Origin of the sequence: Achromobacter sp., from assembly GCF_050285585.1 — a bacterium.
GTDB lineage: Bacteria > Pseudomonadota > Gammaproteobacteria > Burkholderiales > Burkholderiaceae_B > Achromobacter.
Map to the genome: position 1 here is coordinate 1 of NZ_JBLZXF010000055.1, position 17,616 is coordinate 17,616.

General features: G+C 68.5%; 13 protein-coding genes and 1 tRNA gene. 9 read left to right on the forward strand and 5 right to left on the reverse strand.

What is annotated here, in order from left to right; translation table 11 throughout:
• A partial coding sequence (locus ACN6PJ_RS29765; RefSeq protein ID WP_427999281.1) for an acyl-CoA dehydrogenase family protein occupies positions 1-950 on the reverse strand: 950 nt, incomplete at its 3' end.
• Between the two features lie 132 nt (positions 951-1,082).
• Positions 1,083-2,765, reverse strand: coding sequence for a thiamine pyrophosphate-binding protein (locus tag ACN6PJ_RS29770; protein ID WP_427999293.1), 1,683 nt, complete (start codon positions 2,763-2,765; stop codon positions 1,083-1,085).
• Between the two features lie 184 nt (positions 2,766-2,949).
• Between ACN6PJ_RS29770 and ACN6PJ_RS29775 the strand changes: the two genes are divergently transcribed.
• The 4 genes from ACN6PJ_RS29775 to ACN6PJ_RS29790 all read left to right on the forward strand — a co-directional run bounded on the left by ACN6PJ_RS29775 (position 2,950) and on the right by ACN6PJ_RS29790 (position 6,115).
• Positions 2,950-3,855, forward strand: coding sequence for a LysR substrate-binding domain-containing protein (locus ACN6PJ_RS29775; protein ID WP_427999282.1), 906 nt, complete (start codon positions 2,950-2,952; stop codon positions 3,853-3,855).
• Between the two features lie 20 nt (positions 3,856-3,875).
• Positions 3,876-4,859, forward strand: coding sequence for a site-specific tyrosine recombinase XerD (gene xerD / locus ACN6PJ_RS29780; RefSeq protein ID WP_427999283.1), 984 nt, complete (start codon positions 3,876-3,878; stop codon positions 4,857-4,859).
• A gap of 48 nt (positions 4,860-4,907) precedes the next feature.
• Entirely contained in the window at positions 4,908-5,399 is a 492-nt protein-coding gene (gene ybaK, locus ACN6PJ_RS29785) for a Cys-tRNA(Pro) deacylase (protein ID WP_427999284.1), read from the forward strand.
• A gap of 137 nt (positions 5,400-5,536) precedes the next feature.
• Positions 5,537-6,115, forward strand: coding sequence for a DJ-1/PfpI family protein (locus tag ACN6PJ_RS29790; RefSeq protein WP_427999285.1), 579 nt, complete (start codon positions 5,537-5,539; stop codon positions 6,113-6,115).
• A 97-nt stretch (positions 6,116-6,212) separates the two neighbouring features.
• Here ACN6PJ_RS29790 and adhP read toward each other — a convergent pair whose 3' ends face one another.
• A complete protein-coding gene (adhP, locus tag ACN6PJ_RS29795) occupies positions 6,213-7,238 on the reverse strand; it encodes an alcohol dehydrogenase AdhP (RefSeq protein ID WP_427999286.1) in 1,026 nt (341 codons plus the stop codon).
• Between the two features lie 238 nt (positions 7,239-7,476).
• Here adhP and ACN6PJ_RS29800 point away from each other — a divergent pair, with 238 nt between their 5' ends.
• On the forward strand, positions 7,477-7,863 hold the full coding sequence (locus tag ACN6PJ_RS29800; protein ID WP_427999287.1) for a ribbon-helix-helix domain-containing protein: 387 nt from the start codon (positions 7,477-7,479) through the stop codon (positions 7,861-7,863).
• 99 nt (positions 7,864-7,962) lie between these two features.
• Here the strand turns inward: ACN6PJ_RS29800 and pbpG are convergent, their stop codons facing one another.
• Positions 7,963-9,171: a D-alanyl-D-alanine endopeptidase gene (gene pbpG / locus ACN6PJ_RS29805; protein WP_427999288.1), complete on the reverse strand. Its 1,209-nt coding sequence runs from the start codon at positions 9,169-9,171 to the stop codon at positions 7,963-7,965.
• Between the two features lie 323 nt (positions 9,172-9,494).
• A tRNA-Arg gene (locus tag ACN6PJ_RS29810) sits at positions 9,495-9,569 on the reverse strand.
• A gap of 225 nt (positions 9,570-9,794) precedes the next feature.
• On the opposite strand from ACN6PJ_RS29810, the gene ACN6PJ_RS29815 reads away from it, so the two are divergent.
• From ACN6PJ_RS29815 to ACN6PJ_RS29830, 4 genes are all read left to right on the forward strand, one after another.
• Positions 9,795-10,994 carry an MFS transporter gene (locus ACN6PJ_RS29815; RefSeq protein WP_427999289.1) on the forward strand — a complete coding sequence of 400 codons (1,200 nt, stop codon included), beginning with the start codon at positions 9,795-9,797 and terminating at the stop codon, positions 10,992-10,994.
• 18 nt (positions 10,995-11,012) lie between these two features.
• Positions 11,013-11,177: a hypothetical protein gene (locus ACN6PJ_RS29820; RefSeq protein WP_427999290.1), complete on the forward strand. Its 165-nt coding sequence runs from the start codon at positions 11,013-11,015 to the stop codon at positions 11,175-11,177.
• Between the two features lie 106 nt (positions 11,178-11,283).
• Positions 11,284-13,947, forward strand: a complete 2,664-nt coding sequence (locus tag ACN6PJ_RS29825) for a PD-(D/E)XK nuclease family protein (RefSeq protein ID WP_427999291.1) — start codon at positions 11,284-11,286, stop codon at positions 13,945-13,947.
• Between the two features lie 3 nt (positions 13,948-13,950).
• Positions 13,951-17,418, forward strand: coding sequence for a UvrD-helicase domain-containing protein (locus ACN6PJ_RS29830; protein ID WP_427999292.1), 3,468 nt, complete (start codon positions 13,951-13,953; stop codon positions 17,416-17,418).
• The last annotated feature ends 198 nt before the right edge of the window (positions 17,419-17,616 follow it).

The following is a 17,616-nucleotide window of genomic DNA, read 5'->3' on the forward strand; positions in this document are numbered from 1 at the left end:
CGGCCCAGGCGCAGGCAGCCTTGCAGGGCCAGCGTGATTTCGGTCTGCATGTCGGCCAGCTTCTTCTGGATCAGCTGGTTGGCGGCCAGCGGGCGGCCGAACTGCTTGCGGTCCAGGGTGTACTGGCGGGCGGTGTGCCAGCAGGCCTCGGCGGCGCCGACGGCGCCCCAGGCGATGCCGTAGCGGGCGGAGTTCAGGCAGGTGAACGGACCCTTCAGGCCGGACACGCCGGGCATCATCTGCTCGTCGGAGACTTCCACTTCGTCCATGACGATTTCGCCGGTGATCGAGGCGCGCAGGCCGACCTTGCCGTGGATGGCCGGGGCCGACAGGCCCTTCATGCCCTTTTCCAGGATGAAGCCGCGGATCTTGCCGTCGAAGTCGCCGCCGACGCACTTGGCCCACACCACGAAGACGTCGGCGATGGGGGAGTTGGTGATCCACATCTTGTTGCCGGTGAGCTTGTAGCCGTCGGCGGTCTTGACCGCGCGCGTTTCCATGCCGCCGGGGTCGGAACCGTGGTTGGGTTCGGTCAGGCCGAAGCAGCCGATCCATTCGCCGCGGGCGAGCTTGGGCAGGTACTTCTGCTTTTGCGCTTCGCTGCCGAATTCGTTGATGGGAACCATCACCAGGGACGACTGCACGCTCATCATGGAGCGGTAGCCGGAATCGATGCGCTCGACTTCGCGCGCGATCAGGCCATAGCTGACGTAGTTCAGGCCGGCGCCACCGTATTCGGTGGGGATGGTGGCGCCCAGCAGGCCCAGTTCGCCCATTTCGGAGAAGATCGCCGGGTCGGTCTGTTCGTTGCGGAACGCGTTCAGCACGCGCGGAGCGAGCTTGTCCTGCGCATAGGCGTAGGCGGCGTCACGCACCATGCGTTCTTCTTCGGTCAGTTGCTGGTCCAGCAACAGGGGGTCTTGCCAGTGAAAGGAAGGATTCGAGGACATGCTGGGTCTCCGCTATGTATTTCCGTGTTCGGAATGCTAGAAAGTTTAAACCTAAAATAAATGGAACGGCAAGCCGCGGGTTGCGCGGCGCGCGTCATGCGCGCCGCCGGCGCCCGCCGCGTTCCTTCCGTGTCAGTGCTGCGCCTTCAGGGCCGCGTCGCGGATCTTTTCCAGGGTCGTGGTCGGCGTGATGGTTTCCGGATCGATGAAGCAATGCAGGATCGCCGGCTTGCCGCTGGCCAGCGCGCGTTCGAAGGCCGGCCCGAACTGCTCGGTGCTCTCGACGCGTTCGCCGTGGCCGCCGAAGGCGCGCGCGTAATCGGCGAAGTCGGGGTTTTTCAGCGCGGTCGCGGAAATGCGGCCGGGGTAGTGCTTTTCCTGGTGCATGCGGATGGTGCCGTACATGCCGTTGTCCACCAGCACCACCACGATGGGCAGGTCGTACTGCACCGCCGTGGCGAATTCCTGGCCGTGCATCAGGAAACAGCCGTCGCCGGCAAAGCACACGACCGTTTTGTCGGGCCAGATGCGCTTGGCGCCCACGGCCGCCGGCAGGCCGTAGCCCATGGAGCCCGACGTGGGCGCCAGCTGGGTGCCGTAGCGGGTAAAGCGGTGGAAACGGTGCAGCCAGGTGGCGTAGTTGCCGGCGCCGTTGGTCATGATGGCGTCAGCGGGCAGCGTCTTTTCCAGGTAGGCCATGACCTGGCCCATCTGCAGCGCGCCGGGCGTCGTGACCGGGGCGGGATCGCTCCATTTCAGGTACGACTCGCGCATGGCCTGCGTGCCCTCGGCCCAGGCGGGCTTGGCGGGGGCCTTCAGGCCGGCGAGCGCCTGCGCGAAGGCCGCGGGCGAGGTGTTGATGGCCAGCGTGGGGCGGTAGACGCGCGCCAGTTCGGCGGCGTCGGGATGCACGTGGACGAGCTTCTGCCTCGGCACGGGGATGTCCAGCAGGGTGTAGGCCTGGCTGGGGCTTTCCGACATGCGGCCGCCCACCAGCAGGACCAGGTCGGCCTCGGTGACGCGCTTGAGCAGGGCGGGATTGATGCCCAGGCCCACGTCGCCGATGAAGCAGGGGTGGTCGGCGGGGAACAGCATCTGGCGGCGGAAAGACACCGCCGTGGGCAGCGCGTGGCGCTGCGCGAAATCGGCGAACTGCTGCACGGCGCGGGCGTCCCAGCGCGTGCCGCCCAGGATGGCGACCGGATTCCTGGCTTGCGCCAGCAGCTTTTCCAGGTCGGCCAGTTGCCCGGCGGAGGGCGCGGAATCGATCACTTCGTAGCGGGGCGCGTCGGCGACCGCCGCCGCTTCGACCAGCATGTCTTCGGGCAGGGCGATGACGACGGGACCCGGGCGGCCCGAGGTGGCGACGTGGAAGGCGCGCGAAATCAGCTCGGGAATCCGTTCGACCTGGTCGATCTCGGTGACCCACTTGGCCTGCGTGCCGAACACGGCGCGGTAGTCCATTTCCTGGAAGGCCTCGCGCTCGCGCATGCCGCGCTCGATCTGGCCGACGAAGAGAATCATCGGGGTGGAGTCCTGCTTGGCGATATGCACGCCGGCCAGCGCGTTGGACGCGCCGGGGCCGCGGGTGACCATGCAGATACCGGGCTCCCCGGTCAGCTTGCCGTGCGCGTCGGCCATCATGGCGGCGCCGCCTTCCTGGCGGCAGACCGTGACCTTGATGTCCGCGTCGTGCAGGCCGTCCAGCACCGCGAGATAGCTTTCGCCGGGAACGCAGAAAACATGTTTGACGCCCTGCGCAACCAGCTGGTCGACCAGGATGTGACCGCCAAGGCGGGATTTTTGCTGGGACATGGGGGTGGTAGTCATGATGAGCCGAGGTTAGGACATCCGAGCATAATGTTCCTCGATCGCACAATGCAATTGATAAAATTGCACAATCTATTGACCCACCGGCACGACACGCCTTGTTGCGCCGCGGTAAGCGCCGGGCCCTGGAGCCCGGCGGCAAGCCCGGCTGCGGCATGGTTCCCGCTCCATGAGAAACGGCATCCCCAATCTGAGCGCCTTGCAGGCCTTCGAAGCTTCGGCCCGCCTGGGCAGCTTTTCCCGCGCGGCCGAGGAACTGTCCCTGACGCACAGCGCGGTCTACCGCCAGGTCGCCAGCCTGGAAGCCCGCCTGGGGGTGCAGCTTTTCACCCGGGTGCGGCGGCGCATCGTGCTGACCGACCACGGGGCGGAGTACGCGGGCCGCATCCGGCACCATCTGGACCAGATCGAGAAAGACACTTTCGGCCTGGTCAGCCGCACCGGCATGGGGCGCAGCATCCACATTGCCGTGGTTCCCACGCTGGCCACGACGTGGCTGATTCCGCGCCTGGCCGATTTCCAGCGCGAGCACGGCGACATCACCGTCAGCCTGTCCGTGCGCACGCTGCCCTTCCAGTTCAAGGACCAGCCCTTCGATGGCGCGCTGTACCACGGCGACGGATTGTGGCCCGGCACCCAGGGCGTGCTGCTGTTTCCCGAGCGCGAGCTGGTGCCGGTATGCGCGCCCGAACTCGCCGCGCGCGCGTCCGAGCCCGGCGCCAGCGCGCTGGCCGGCATGACCCACCTGCACCTGGCCTCGCGCCCGGATGCCTGGCGGCAATGGTATGGCGCCAACGGCTGCCTGTACGGGCCGCAGGCCGCGGGCGGCCCGCGCTACGAGCTCTTCACCATGGTGATGGCGGCGGTGCAGGCCGGGCTGGGCGTCGGGCTGATGCCGCGCTTCCTGGCGCAACCGGCGCTGGATCAGGGCACGCTGGCGATGCCGGTGCCGCAGGCGCTGGCGGTCAGCCAGGGCTATTACTTCGGATATCCCCTGCGCAGCGAACGCTCCGAGGCGCTGAAACTCTTCGAGAGCTGGCTGAAGGCTGCCGCCGCGGGCGTGGGCGAGCGTTGAGCCGTAGAATCCCCCCAATCATGCCCGACACCCGATCGCCGCTCGCCTCGCAGGCCGACATCGACGCTTTCATCGACGCCGTATGGCTCGAGGACGGCCTGTCGGCCAACACCCTGGCCGCGTACCGGCGCGACCTGACCGGCTTTGCGCGCTGGCTGGAGGACCCCGAGGCCTACGCCCGGGAAATGGCCGACCGGCACGGCGACGCCGCGCACGGCCATGCGCTGCCCGCCGGGCCCGCGAAGGCCTTGCGCGAGGCCGGCAAGGGCGATATCGAGGCCTGGTTCGCCTTCCGCCACGAGGAAACGCGGGCCACCACGGCCAATCGCCGGCTGGCCGCGCTGCGCCGCTTCTACGCCTGGGCCCTGCGCGAACACCGTTGCGAGCGCGATCCGTGCCTCACCCTCGTCGCGGCCAAGCAGCCGCCGCGCATGCCCAAGACGCTCTCCGAGCAGCAGGTGGACGCCCTGCTGCGCGCGCCCGACCTGCAACAGGCCAGAGGCCTGCGCGACCGCGCCATGCTGGAAACCCTGTACGCGACCGGCTTGCGCGTGTCCGAGCTCGTGGGCGTGCGCACGCTGGACGTGAGCCTGAACGAAGGCGTGGTGCGCGTGGTGCTGGGCAAGGGCGGCAAGGACAGGCTGGTGCCCCTGGGCGCGGAGGCGGCCCACTGGATCGACCGCTATCTGAAGACCGGGCGGCCGGAATTGCTGGCGGGCCGCGTCAGCGACGCGCTCTTCATCACGGGCCGGGCGGAACCGATGTCGCGCCAGGCGTTCTGGCAGCTGGTCAAGAAATATGCGTTGCTGGCGGACGTCCGGGCGCCCCTGTCGCCGCACGTCCTGCGGCATGCCTTCGCCACGCACCTGCTGAACCACGGCGCGGACCTGCGCGTGGTGCAGATGTTGCTGGGCCATGCCGATATCTCCACCACGCAGATCTATACGCACGTCGCGCGCGAGCGCCTGAAGGCCTTGCACGCCGCGCACCATCCTCGCGGCTAGCCGCGCCGCGATCGTCCCCATCCATTTTTCAGCCGTCCCGCATTTTCCATGAGCAAAGCCCGCCACGTGTCAGAAACGCCCGCCACCCAGTTCCTCAAGCAGCACAAGGTGGCCTATACGGAACACACCTACGAATACGTAGACCACGGCGGCGCCGGCGAGGCCGCGCGCCAGCTGGGCCTGGACCCGCATGCGGTGGTCAAGACGCTGATCATGGAGGACGAGTCGGCCAAGCCGCTGATCATCGTCATGCATGGCGACCGGGAAGTCTCCACCAAGAACCTGGCCCGCCAGGCGGGCCTGAAGAAGGTCGAGCCCTGCAAGCCCGAGGTGGCGCAGCGCCATTCCGGGTATCAGGTGGGCGGCACGTCGCCTTTCGGCACGCGCAAGAAGATGCCGGTCTGGGTGGAGGCGGAGATGCTGGACTATCCCGTGGTCTACATCAACGGCGGCCGGCGCGGCTACCTGATCGGGATCGATCCCAAGGTGCTGGTCGGCCTGCTGGGCGCGAAAGCCGTGTCCGTCGCGCTGGAGCCGTAGCGCCGGGCAGGGCGCTTGCGGTATCCCGTTACCACCTCCCGGACCGAGGGCGGGGCCACAATAAGGCTACAAAAAACCGGAACCCGGCCCCCCCGGGCGCTGAACCGGTGCCCCCGCCCATTCCCAAGGAGACTCTCATGAGCAAGCGCTTGTTGATGCTGGTCGGCGACTACGCCGAAGACTACGAAACCATGGTGCCGTTCCAGATACTGCTGGCGGTCGGGCACACGGTGCATGCGGTATGCCCCGATAAGAAGGCGGGCGATACCGTCGCCACGGCCATCCATGACTTCGAGGGCGGACAGACCTATACCGAAAAGCGCGGCCACAATTTCGCGCTCAACTACGATTTCGACCGCGTCGAGCCTTCGTCCTACGACGGCCTGGTCATCCCGGGCGGGCGCGCGCCCGAATACCTGCGGCTGAATGAAAAGGTGCTGGACATCGTGCGCGCCTTCGACCAGGCCAAGAAGCCCATCGCCGCCGTGTGCCACGGGGCGCAGCTGCTCGCCGCGGCCGGGATACTGAAGGGGCGCACGTGCTCGGCGTATCCCGCGTGCGCGCCGGAGGTCCGCCTGGCCGGCGGCACCTACGCCGAGATCGGGATCGACCAGGCCTATACCGACGGCAATCTGGTGACGGCGCCCGCATGGCCCGCGCATCCGGCCTGGATGTCGCAGTTCCTGGCCGTCCTGGGAACGAAGATCGTTCCCTGAGACCGGGTCTGGACAATCCCCCCACGCGGCGCGCGACGCGCCGCTGCCCCCCAAGGGGGCATTTTGCCTTCTTGGGGGGCAAGCAGGCCCCTCGCGGTCAGGCGAAATCGAGCACGACGCGGCCCTCGATCTGGCCGCGGCGCATGCGGTCGAAAACGTCGTTGATGTTCTCCAGGCTTTCGGTGGCGACGGTGGCGTGCACCTTGCCTTCTTCGGCGAATTGCAGGGATTCCTGGAGGTCCAGCCGGGAGCCGACGATGGAGCCCCGCACGGTGATGCCGTTGAGCACCATGTCGAAGATCGACAGCGGGAAGTCCCCCGGCGGCAGGCCATTGAGCGCCACGGTTCCTCCGCGCCGCACCATGCCCAGCGCCTGCTCGAACGCCTTGGGCGATACCGCCGTAATCAGCGCGCCGTGCGCGCCGCCGATCTCGCGTTTCAAATAGGCGGCCGGATCCGTTGTCTTGGCGTTGACCGCGACCTCCGCGCCCAGGCGACGGGCGAAATCCAGCTTGGTGTCGTCGATGTCCACCGCGGCGACGTTCAGGCCCATGGCCTTCGCATATTGCACGGCCATGTGGCCCAGTCCGCCGATGCCGGAGATCACCACCCAGTTGCCGGGGCGGGTATCCGTCATCTTCAAGCCCTTGTAGACGGTGACGCCTGCGCACAGCACGGGCGCGATCTCGACGAAACCGACGTTCTTGGGCAGGAGGCCCACGTAATCCGCCGCGGCCAGCGCGTATTCGGCAAAGCCGCCGTTCACGGAGTAGCCCGCGTTCTGCTGCTGTTCGCACAGGGTTTCCCAGCCGCCCAGGCAATGCTCGCAATGCCCGCAGGCCGAATAGAGCCAGGGAATGCCGACGCGGTCGCCTTCCTTCACGTGGGTGACGCCGGCTCCCACCGCAACGACGTGGCCGACGCCCTCGTGGCCGGGAATGAACGGCGGATTGGGCTTGACGGGCCAGTCGCCCTCGACGGCGTGCAGGTCGGTATGGCACACGCCGCAGGCTTCGATCTTCACCAGGAGTTCGCCCGGACCCGGGCGCGGCACCGCGACTTCTTCGATTGCGAGAGGCTTGCCGAATGCTCGTGCAACCGCTGCTTTCATGGTTTTTTCCATCACTACCTCCGAAGTCAGATCACTCTCATATCCTCGAACGCGTGCGCTTTCCCGACCATGATTTATATCAATGGGCGGGGAAAGACGGCGGGACGGAAACGTGTGGTTTCAGAATCGGGGGAAGGGCGCGCGCCGCCGTCCGCCGCGCCGCCTTGCCGCGGCGCGGCCAAACGGCGTACAGTGGGCCGTAGGCGTCCCGGTCCCGGCCATCGCCTTGCCCAGAGCTCCAGGATCTCCCATGTGTGAAATCTTCATCCGCGCCAGCGAGCAGTCCTACACGCCGGAAACCCGGTCCCTGCGCCTGCACGGCGTGGCCACGAGCCTGCGGCTTGAACGCCTGTTCTGGCAGGTGCTGGAAGAGATCGCGGGCCGCGACGGTATGCGTGTGACGCAACTGATCGAGCGCCTGTACGACGAGCTGGTCGAGTACCGCGGCGAGGCCGCCAACTTCACTTCGTTCCTGCGGGTCTGCTGCCTGCGCTACCAGCTCTTGCAGGCCGAAGGCAGGATTCCCCTGGACGCCGCCGTGCCGATCCGCTCGCTCAACGCACAGGCCGTGCTGGAAGGGCTGCCTCCCTCGCTATACGACGCGCAGCCGCTGCGGCCGAAGCGCCGAGCCGCATAAAAAGAAAGGGCCCGATGGATGAACTGACCCCCGAAAATTGGACGTAGATCCAACCTTCGGGGGTTTTTACATGCGCACGGCGCAAGCGCGGCAGGGCGTTCAGCCGCCCGACTGGATCGAGGCCAGCGCCACTTCGTTTTGCACGATCCGGCGGATGCGCACGGCATCGCCGATGCGGGAAAGCTTGCCCTGGGAATCCAGCAGCACGATGGCCAGGTCGCGCCCATTGATGCGGGCCAGCATCACCAGGCATTCGCCGGCTTCGTTGATGTAGCCGGTCTTGGAGACCTTGATGTCCCAATCGGGCTTGCGCACCAGCAGGTTGGTGTTGCGGAACGTCTGCGTGCGGTTGTTGATCTCGACCTCGTACTCCGTGTCGGTGGAATAGCGGTGGATCAGAGGACGCTGGGAGGCGGCGCGCAGCAGGCGGGCCAGGTCGTGCGGCGACGAGACGTTGTCGCTGGACAGGCCGGTGGGCTCGATGAAGTGCGTGCTGGTCATGCCCAGCGCCCGGGCCTTGGCGTTCATGGCGGCCACGAAGGCGGGCAGGCCGCCCGGATAGTGGCGGCCCAGCGCGTTGGCGGCGCGGTTTTCCGAGGACATCAGGGCCAGGTGCAGCATGTCCCCGCGGGAAAGCTTGGTGCCCACGCGCAGACGCGAGGTCGTGTGCTTGAGACCGTCGACGTCGTCGTCGGTGATCTCCAGCATCTCGTCCATGGGCAGGTTGGCGTCCACCACCACGACGGCAGTCATCAGCTTCGAGATGGAAGCAATGGGGCGCACGACGTTTTCGTTCTTGGCGAAGAGGACCGTGGAAGTTTCCAGGTCTTGCACGTAGGCCGTGCTGGAACGCAGGGCCGCAACCTCGGCGCGCACCGAGGAGGCCGGCGGCGGCATGGCGGCGGCGCTTGCCGCGGCGGCGGCGCGTTGCGCGCGCGACGGCTTGTTCGATTTGCCGCCTTTGCCCGCGGCGGCGCCCTTCTTGGAGGGCGTGCCCCTGGCGGCGACCTGCTTGCCGCCTTTGCCGCCCTTGGGGGCGGCGGCCTTCTTGCCGGACGAGGATTTGGGCGGGGCCTTCTTGGCGGCAGGCGCGGCCTTCTTGCCTGCCGAAGCGGTTTGTTTGCCGGAGCTGGCCTTGGGGGCCGGCGCCTTCTTGGCTTGCTGCGCCTTGCAGGCCGACGACTTCGCGTTGGTCTTGCAGGGATCGGAATTCTTGGCCGCTTGCGCGGCGGGGGGCAGGAGCGCGCACATCGCCAGCGCCACAGGCGCTATCGCGTTCGCAATCGCACGTTTCCAGGAAAATGCCATGGTTTGAGCAGGCTTGTCAGTCTGTGAAGAAGTATTTCTTAAGCCGGCGTTCCGTCGGGTCAGGAAAAGTCCAGATGAATTAGAGGCTTACGCGTCGAATTTAAACAGCAATTTCAAGTGATGCGCAAGGCGATTCGCTATCATTGCTCAAAAAAATATCGGTGACATATTGACGTGGCTTCAATTCGTCACAAGACGCGTCGTCAGAAGCTAACGGCCCCTGGCGCGTGAGCGTAGCCCGGATTAACCCTCATTTGGCTGAATGCGGGGGGCGGGCATGGAAAGACAGGGGAAGGAGCGGGCATCGGAACCGATGCCGGAGGTGGCCTCGCCGGGTGGAATCGAACCACCAATTGACCCTTAGGAGGGGCCGGTTATATCCATTTAACTACGGCGAGGCGATGCAAACCGACCGGGCGAGCCGCCGGGAACCTGGATTCGTCGGCGCAGCCCATGGATTTGAGACCAGGATTCTAGCATCTGGCGCGGGCGGGAATGACCCTCCGCCCCGGCCGGGTGGGACGGGGGCGATCGGGGACTTGTATATGATGTATGGATCCGGCCCCTGAGCCGGACCGCTCCGAGGAGGGGGCGGAAACCCAAAAACAACGAGACACGGGTTCATGTCTAGCCATTCCGATACGATTTCCATGCGCACCATTGTGCTCGGCACGCTGGTCGTGCTGCTTGCCATGGGCGTGCGCGCCACCTTCGGCCTGTTCATGCAGCCCATGGGCCTGGCCCACGGCTGGGGCCGCGAGGTCTTTTCCATGGCCTTCGCGCTGCAGAACCTGGTGTGGGGCGTGGCCTGTATCTTCATGGGCATCCTGGCCGACCGCTACGGCTCGGGCCGCACCATCGCCCTGGGCGCGGCGCTGTACATGCTGGGCATGATCGGCACCCGGTTCGCCACGGACGAAACCACGCTCTACCTGACCGCGGGCGTGCTGGTCGGCCTGGGCCAGGCGGGCACGACCTTTCCGGTGATCCTGCCCGTCGTGGCCCGTTCGGTGCCGCCCGCCTACCGCAGCACGGCCATGGGCATCGCCAGCGCGGGCGGCTCGATGGGGCAGTTCGCCGTCGTGCCGACGGGCCAGATGCTGATCAGCGGCCTGGACTGGACCGGGGCCTTGTGGGTGCTGTCGCTGTTCGTCGCTTGCGGCGCTCCGCTGGCCTATTTCCTGCGCGGCCGGCCCCAGGCCCATGCGGGCCCGCAGCAATCGCTGGCCTCCGCGGTCAAGCAGGCCGTGCGCCATCCCTCGTTCCATTTCCTGTTCTGGAGCTATTTCGTCTGCGGCTTCCATACGGCCTTCATTACGCTGCACCTGCCGGCCTACGTCACCGACGGCGGCCTGACGGCGGGGCAGGGCGCCACCGCCATCGCGCTGATCGGCCTGTTCAACGTGCTGGGCTCGTTCTACGCCGGCAAGCTGGGCGGCAAGTACAGCAAGAAGCGCCTGCTTGCGGGGGTGTACGGCATGCGCGCCTTCGGCATACTCCTGTTGCTCTGGATGCCGCTGTCTCCCTGGGTGCTGTATGCCTTCGCCGCCTGGATGGGCCTGTTCTGGCTGGGCACCGTGCCGCTCACGCAGGGGCTGATCGGGCAGATCTACGGCCTGCGCTACGCGGCAACCCTCTCCGGCATCGTTTTCCTGGGCCACCAGATCGGCAGTTTCATCGGGGTCTGGCTGGGCGGATACGCCTATGCCAAGACCGGCAACTACGACATGGTGTGGTGGCTGGGAGTGGTGCTGGCCATCATGGCCGCGCTGCTGTGCCTGCCCGTCCGGGAGCAGCCGGTGGCCCAGCCGGTTCCCGCCTGACGCCAGCAAGGAGCCGCGATGACGCCCAAGCCGCCCGCCACGCCGGCCGCCCGCCGCCACCGCGGCTGGCGCGCGGCCGGCGTGCTGGCGCTCGCGGCGGTGCTGGGGCTGGCGTTCTGGGGCTACACCACGCCCGATATGCAGATCCATTGGGAAAACCTGGCGGCGCTCTGCGGCTTCTAGCGCGAACCCGGGGCCCGCGCCTGTTCCGCCGCCGGCTCGCGGTATCCTACGGCGGTGTTTTTCTCCGTCATAGCCGCGCCGCCTCCGGCGGGCGTTCTGGGTGCCCATGCAGGACACATCGCCTTCCTATCCCGATCTATCGCTGCCGGATATCGGCGGCATGCCCGCCGCCGACACGCTGGTGCTGACGGTGAACAACCGTCTCTCGCGCCGGATGACGCTGGAGCTGGCGGGCCTGCTGCGCCAGGAACGCCAGGTCAGCGAACTTCCGCGCATCCTGCCGCTTTCCGCGTGGCTGGCCGAATCGGCCAACGAACTTGCGTTCGAGGCGGATGACGGCGTGCCGGCTTATCGGCTCGACAGTTTCGCCACGCAGTTGGTGTGGACCGAGGCGATCAGGACGGAAGAGGCCGAGCGCGTCCTGCTGGACGCCAGCCAGGCCGCGCGCCTGGCCATGGACGCCGACCTGCTCATGGACGAATGGGACCTCCACGTGCCCTCCGGCGCCGATACCGACGAATACCGCGGTTTCGCGAAGTGGCGCGAACGTTATCGCCGCACGCTGGCGGGCATCGATGCGGAGGACGCCAACCAAGGCTATGCGCGGGTGCTGGAAGCGCTGGAACAAGGGCGTCTGGCCACTCCCCGGCAGTTGGTGCTGGCGGGCTTCACGGACCTGTCGCCGCGCTTCCGGAGGCTGCTGCGGGCTTTCGAAGCGCAGGGCACCGAGGTCGCGCAGTGGCGCGACGCGCAACGGGCCGAGTCCACGGCGCGCCGGTACGTGGCGGCGGACCAGGGGGCGGAGTGGCGCGCCGCGGCCGCCTGGGCGGCCGGCTGCCTGAAGGCGCATCCCCACGGCCGCTACGCCATCGTCTCGCCCCAGCTGGAAGCCGAGTCGCCTTTCGCCCGGCGGATATTGAGCCAGGCCCTGGCCGGACACGGCGGCGAGCCCGCCTTTGCCTTCAACGTCGCGGTCGGCCGGCCGCTGAACGAATGGCCGATGGCGCGCGCCGCCTTGGCCTGGCTGCGCGCCCTGGCCGAATGCGCGGCGGGCAAGGGCTGCGACGTGGCGGTCCTGGGCGCGGCCTTGCTCGCCGGACATTGCGCGGGCGACGTGCGCGACCGCGCCCGGCTTGCCGCCATCGATGCGCGCTGGCGGCGGCAGGCGCGTCTGCACGTGAGCCCGCAGGAGTGGCGCAAGCTGCTTGCCGACATCCCGCCGTTGGCGCAGGCCTGGAACCAGGCGCTGGAAATCTGGACGCAGGGCGGCCGGCAGGCCACGTGCGACGTCTGGATGCTGCGCATGAAGGCCGCCTTGACGGCGCTGGGCTTTCCCGGGGAAGCCGTGCTCGACAGCGTGGGCTATCAAGTGATGGGCGCGTTGGGCGATGCGCTGGGCAGCTTTTCGGCCCTGGCGCCGGCCGCCGGGCGCCTGGGCGGACTGGCCGCCGTGAAACTGCTGGAGAGCGTGGCGCGGTCCGCTTCGTTCCAGCCGCAGCGCGATCCGCTGGCCCGCCTCGACGTGCTGGGCCTGCTGGAGGCGGAAGGCGGCTACTGGGACGGCGTCTGGATCCTGGGCCTCACGGACGATGTGCTGCCGGCGTCGCCCAAGCCCAATCCGCTGCTGCCGCTGGCCGTGCTGCGCCAGGCCAAGGCGCCGCGCGCCACGCCGGAGCGCGAACGCGAATGGGCGGAGGGCATGTATGCCGCGCTGTGCCGCTGCGCGCCCGACATCATCGTCAGCCATGCGCACATGGACGGCGAGCGCGAACTTCGCCCGTCGCCCTTGGTCGCGTCCGCGGCGCCGACGCAATGGACGCCGCCCGAGGCTGCGGCGGTGGCGGTGCTGCCCCAGGAATCGCTGGACGACGGCCAGGGCCCGCCGCTGGCCGCGGGCAACCGGGGCGGCGGCGGCCTCGATGTGCTCGATACGCAGGCCCGCAACCCCTTGTGGGCATTCGTGCGGCATCGCCTGGGCGGGCGCGAGCTGGCACCCTATGCGGATGCCGCGACGGTGAACGTGCGCGGCCAGTTCCTGCACAAGGCGCTGGAACTGCTCTGGGGCATGATGCCCGACCAGGAAACGCTGCATGAACTCATGGCCGCCGGCCGTCTGTCCGCCCTGCTGGAGCAGGCGGTGGCGCAGGCCGCGGAAGCAGAGTTGCAGGACTATTCGCCCGCCTTGAAGGCGCTGGAATGCCAGCGCGCCCACGCGGTACTGGCTTCGTGGCTGGACCTGGAGGCCCAGCGCCTGCCGTTCGCCGTGGCGCAGGTGGAAAAGAACCACCAGTGGCAGCGCGGCGCGCTCACCCTGAAATTGCGGCTCGACCGCATCGACAGCCTGGACGATGGCCGCAACGTGATCGTGGATTACAAGACCGGCGTGGCCGCGGCCAAGCCAGAACCCGACTGGTCGCGCAGCCGCCCCGTGAACGTGCAGTTGCCGTTCTACGCCTCGGTGCTGGCGGACGCCGCCGGCGGGGACGTGGCGGGCCTGGTCCTGGCGCAGGTCCATGCGCGGCAGATCGCCGCGCAAGGCCTGGCCGACGAGGATCTCGGCATGCCGGGCGTCACCCTGGCCAGCGAGAGCAAGTACTTCGACGGCCTGTCGTGGCCGCAGATACGCGAGCGCTGGCGCGTGGCGATCGAAGCGCTGGCCGATGAATACGTCGCGGGGTATGCGGCCAACGTGGCCTACCGCCGGGACGACCTGAAATACTGCGATGCATTGCCGTTCCTGCGTTTGCATCTGGACGACGAGGACGCATGAGCCATGGCTGAACAAGAGCGCTTGCCGCAAGAACGCCTACCGCACGACCACGCCGCACGCGCCGCCGCGCTGGACCCGACACGCTCGTTCCTGGTGCAGGCGCCGGCCGGTTCGGGCAAAACGGAATTGCTGACGGACCGGATCCTCGCGCTGCTGGCCACGGTGAACCGGCCGGAAGAAATCGTCGCGATCACCTTTACCCGCAAGGCCGCCTCCGAGATGCACGCGCGCGTGCTCAGCAAGCTGCGGCGCGGTCTGGAGGGGCCGCCCGAGGCCATGCACGAGCGCCGCAGCTGGGAACTGGCCCGCGCCGCGCTCGCGCGCAACGCGGAGCAGGGCTGGCACCTGCTTGAACACCCGGCGCGCCTGGCCATCCGCACCATCGATTCCTTCTGCGCGGGGCTGGTGCGCAGCATGCCCTGGCTGTCGGAGCTGGGCGGCATGCCCGAGATCACCGACGATGCGCGCGCCCACTACGAGGCCGCCGCGCGCGCCACGCTGGAGCTGGCTGACGATTACGAGGCCGTGCGCATCCTGCTCAAGCATCTGGACGTGGACGTGCAGGCGGCCAAGGAAGCCATTGCCGACATGCTGGGGCAGCGCGACCAATGGCTGCCGCTGCTGCGCCACGGATCCGACCGCGAGGCGATGGAGGCCACGCTGGCCGAGGCCATCGGCGAAGACCTGGACGCGCTCTGCGCGGCCATGCCCCTGGGCTGGGCCGATGCGCTTTGCGGCCCGGCCCGGCTCGCCGCGGCCCATCTGCAGGATGGCGAAGAGGAAAACAAGCTGCTGGCGCTGCTCGATTGGACCGAGGAACTGCTGCCCGACGCCGGCGTGCTGGAGCAGTGGCGGGCCGTGGCGCACCTGTTGCTGACCGGCACCGGCACCTTGCGCAAGACCGTCAACAAGAATCTGGGCTTCCCGGCCAAGTGCGCGCACAAGGAGCCCTTCGTGGCCTGGCTGGAAGCCGCCGACGCCCAGGCGCCCTGGGTGCGCCGCCTCCACGCGGTGCGCGACATTCCCGCTCCGCATTTCACCGACGCGCAATGGGAAGTGCTGGGCGCGCAGCTGATGACCCTGGCGCTGGCCGTGGCGCAGTTGCGGCTGCGCTTCGCCGACACGGGCGAAGTGGATTTCATCGAGATCGCGCAACGCGCCGCGGCCGCCCTGGGCAGCGCCGACGATCCGGGCGAATTGCTGCTGAAGCTGGATGCATCGATCCGCCACCTGCTCATCGACGAGTTCCAGGACACCAGCCAGACCCAGCTGGACCTGCTGCGCACGCTGACTTCCGGCTGGCAGGCCGGCGACGGCCGCAGCCTGTTCCTGGTGGGCGATCCCATGCAATCCATCTATCGCTTCCGCAAGGCGGAGGTGGGACTGTTCCTCGAAGTCGCGGAGATCGGCGTGGGCGAATTGCAGCCCGACTTCCTCAACCTGACCGACAACTTCCGTTCGCAGGCCGGCATCGTGGACTGGGTCAACCGCTCGTTCGCGGAACTGCTGCCCAGGCGCAGCGACGCGGCGGCGGGCGCCATCGCTTACAGTCCCTCCACCGCCTTTCACGATGCGCTGCCGGATCCGGCAGTGCGATTCCACCCGGCCTGGTCGCGCGAGGGCTCGGCGCCGGCGGAAGAGCAGGCCGAGGATATCGCGGTGGCGCTGGTGCGCCAGGCGCTGATCGACCACAAGGGCGCCAGGCATCCGGTCGCGGTGCTGGTGCGGGCGCGCAGCCATCTCGGCAATCTGACCCGCAGGCTCGCGCAGGAGGGGATCCGCTGCCGCGCGGTGGATCTGGTGCCGCTGGCATTGAGGCCGGTGGTCGCGGATCTGGTGCAATTGGTGCGAGCTCTGTCCCATCCCGGCGACCGCCTGGCCTGGCTCTCGGTGCTGCGCGCGCCGTATTGCGGCCTGACGCTGACGTCCCTGCAGCGCCTGTTTGGCGACGATCACATTACGCCGGTGCCTGTGCTGCTGGAGCGCGCGTTGCGGATCGCGCCGCCAGCCTTGCCTCCCGCGGCGGGCGCGGAGCCGCAGGGCAGTCTGTTCGATGCCGCCGCGCCCGAGGCGTCCGAGGCGCCGTCCGCGCAGGACGTGCTTGGCGCGGACGAGTTCGCGCGCCTGCGCCAGGTGGCGGCCATTCTGCTGGACAAGCGCAACGCCTCGGGCGCCATGCCGTTCGCGGCCTGGGTGGAATCGCTTTGGCGCCGCCTGGGCGGGCCGGCCCTGTACTCGGGCGTATCGGTGTCCAACGACGCGGAGAGCCTCTTCCAGTTGGTAGAGCGCCTGGCGCCGCACGGCGCCATCGACCCGGCCGCGCTGGACGCGGGGATCGCCCGCCTTTTCGCCGCGCCGGACGCCGCGGACGAGGACGAGGGCGCGGTCGAGATCATGACCATGCACAAATCCAAGGGCCTGCAATTCGAAACCGTCATTCTGTACGGGCTGCACCGCGCGCCGCGCGGAGACCAGGCGCCGCTGGTGCGCTTCGAGCAAAGCGCGGGCCGCGTGCTGTTCGGCCCGGTCAAACCGCGCGCGGAAACCGAGGCCGACCCGGTCTCGCGCTACCTGGGCGCGCGCGAGGCGCGCCGGGCCTCGTATGAGGTCGACCGGCTGCTCTACGTCGCGGCGACGCGGGCGCGCAAGCGCCTGCACCTCGTGGGCCATTTGTCGGTGGACGAGGCCAGCGGCCAGGTCAAGGCGCCGCCAGCGGCCAGCCTGCTGGGGCGGCTGTGGCCCTGCCTCGATGTGCCCGTCCCGCCGTCCTTGGACGGGGAGACCGCTCCCGAGGCCGAAGACGGCCCGGAATGGCAGGGCGAGCCCCTGCGGCGCGTGGACAGCGCCGGGCTGGCGCAGTTGTCGCGCCTGGCGGACGAGATCATCAGCCCGGGCTTCGCCACCGCGTCGCGCGGCGTGTGGGGCGAGGGCGGCGAGCATCCCGCCTGGCAATTGGAGGCCGGCTACGACGCGGCCATCGGCACCCTGGCCCACGCCTGGCTGGCCCGTATCGGCCAGGACGGCGTGGACGCCTGGCCGGCCGCTGTCCTGGCCGAACGCCTGCCCGCCATGCGCCGCCAGCTTACCCGCGCCGGCATCCCCGCGAGCCAGGCGGACGCGGCATCGGAGGCCGTGCTGGAAACGCTGCAGGCCACCCTGGCCGACGAGCGCGGCCTATGGCTGCTATCCCAGTCCGGCGCGCGCCGCGAGTGGCCCTTGATCGATGCCGCGGGCAAGGTATCCGTCATCGACCTGGCGCTCAGCACCGAAGACGGCTGGCTCATCGTCGACTACAAAACCGGCCGTCCGCACCCCGGCGAATCGCCGGAGGCCTTCGCCCAGCGCATGCGCCAGCGGCACGGCGAACAATTGCTGCGCTACTGCATGCAAGTCACCGCCCTGGACGGCCGCAATGCCAGAGCCGCGCTCTACTTCCCCCGAGCCCGCGCCTGGATCGACCTGAAACACTGAATCCCAAGGTAAGCGCCAGGCAAAGCGAAGCGAGCCGAAAGGACGCACAAGGCACAGCCCTTCTCTCCCGACAGCAGGCTAGAGGCCAGGCAAAGCGAAGCGAGCCGAAAGGACGAGCGAAGCAACGTCCTCTCCCCTCCCCCTTGGGGGGAGGGCCAGGGAGGGGGCCCACATACCGCCCCTCGGGGCCCGCCACTT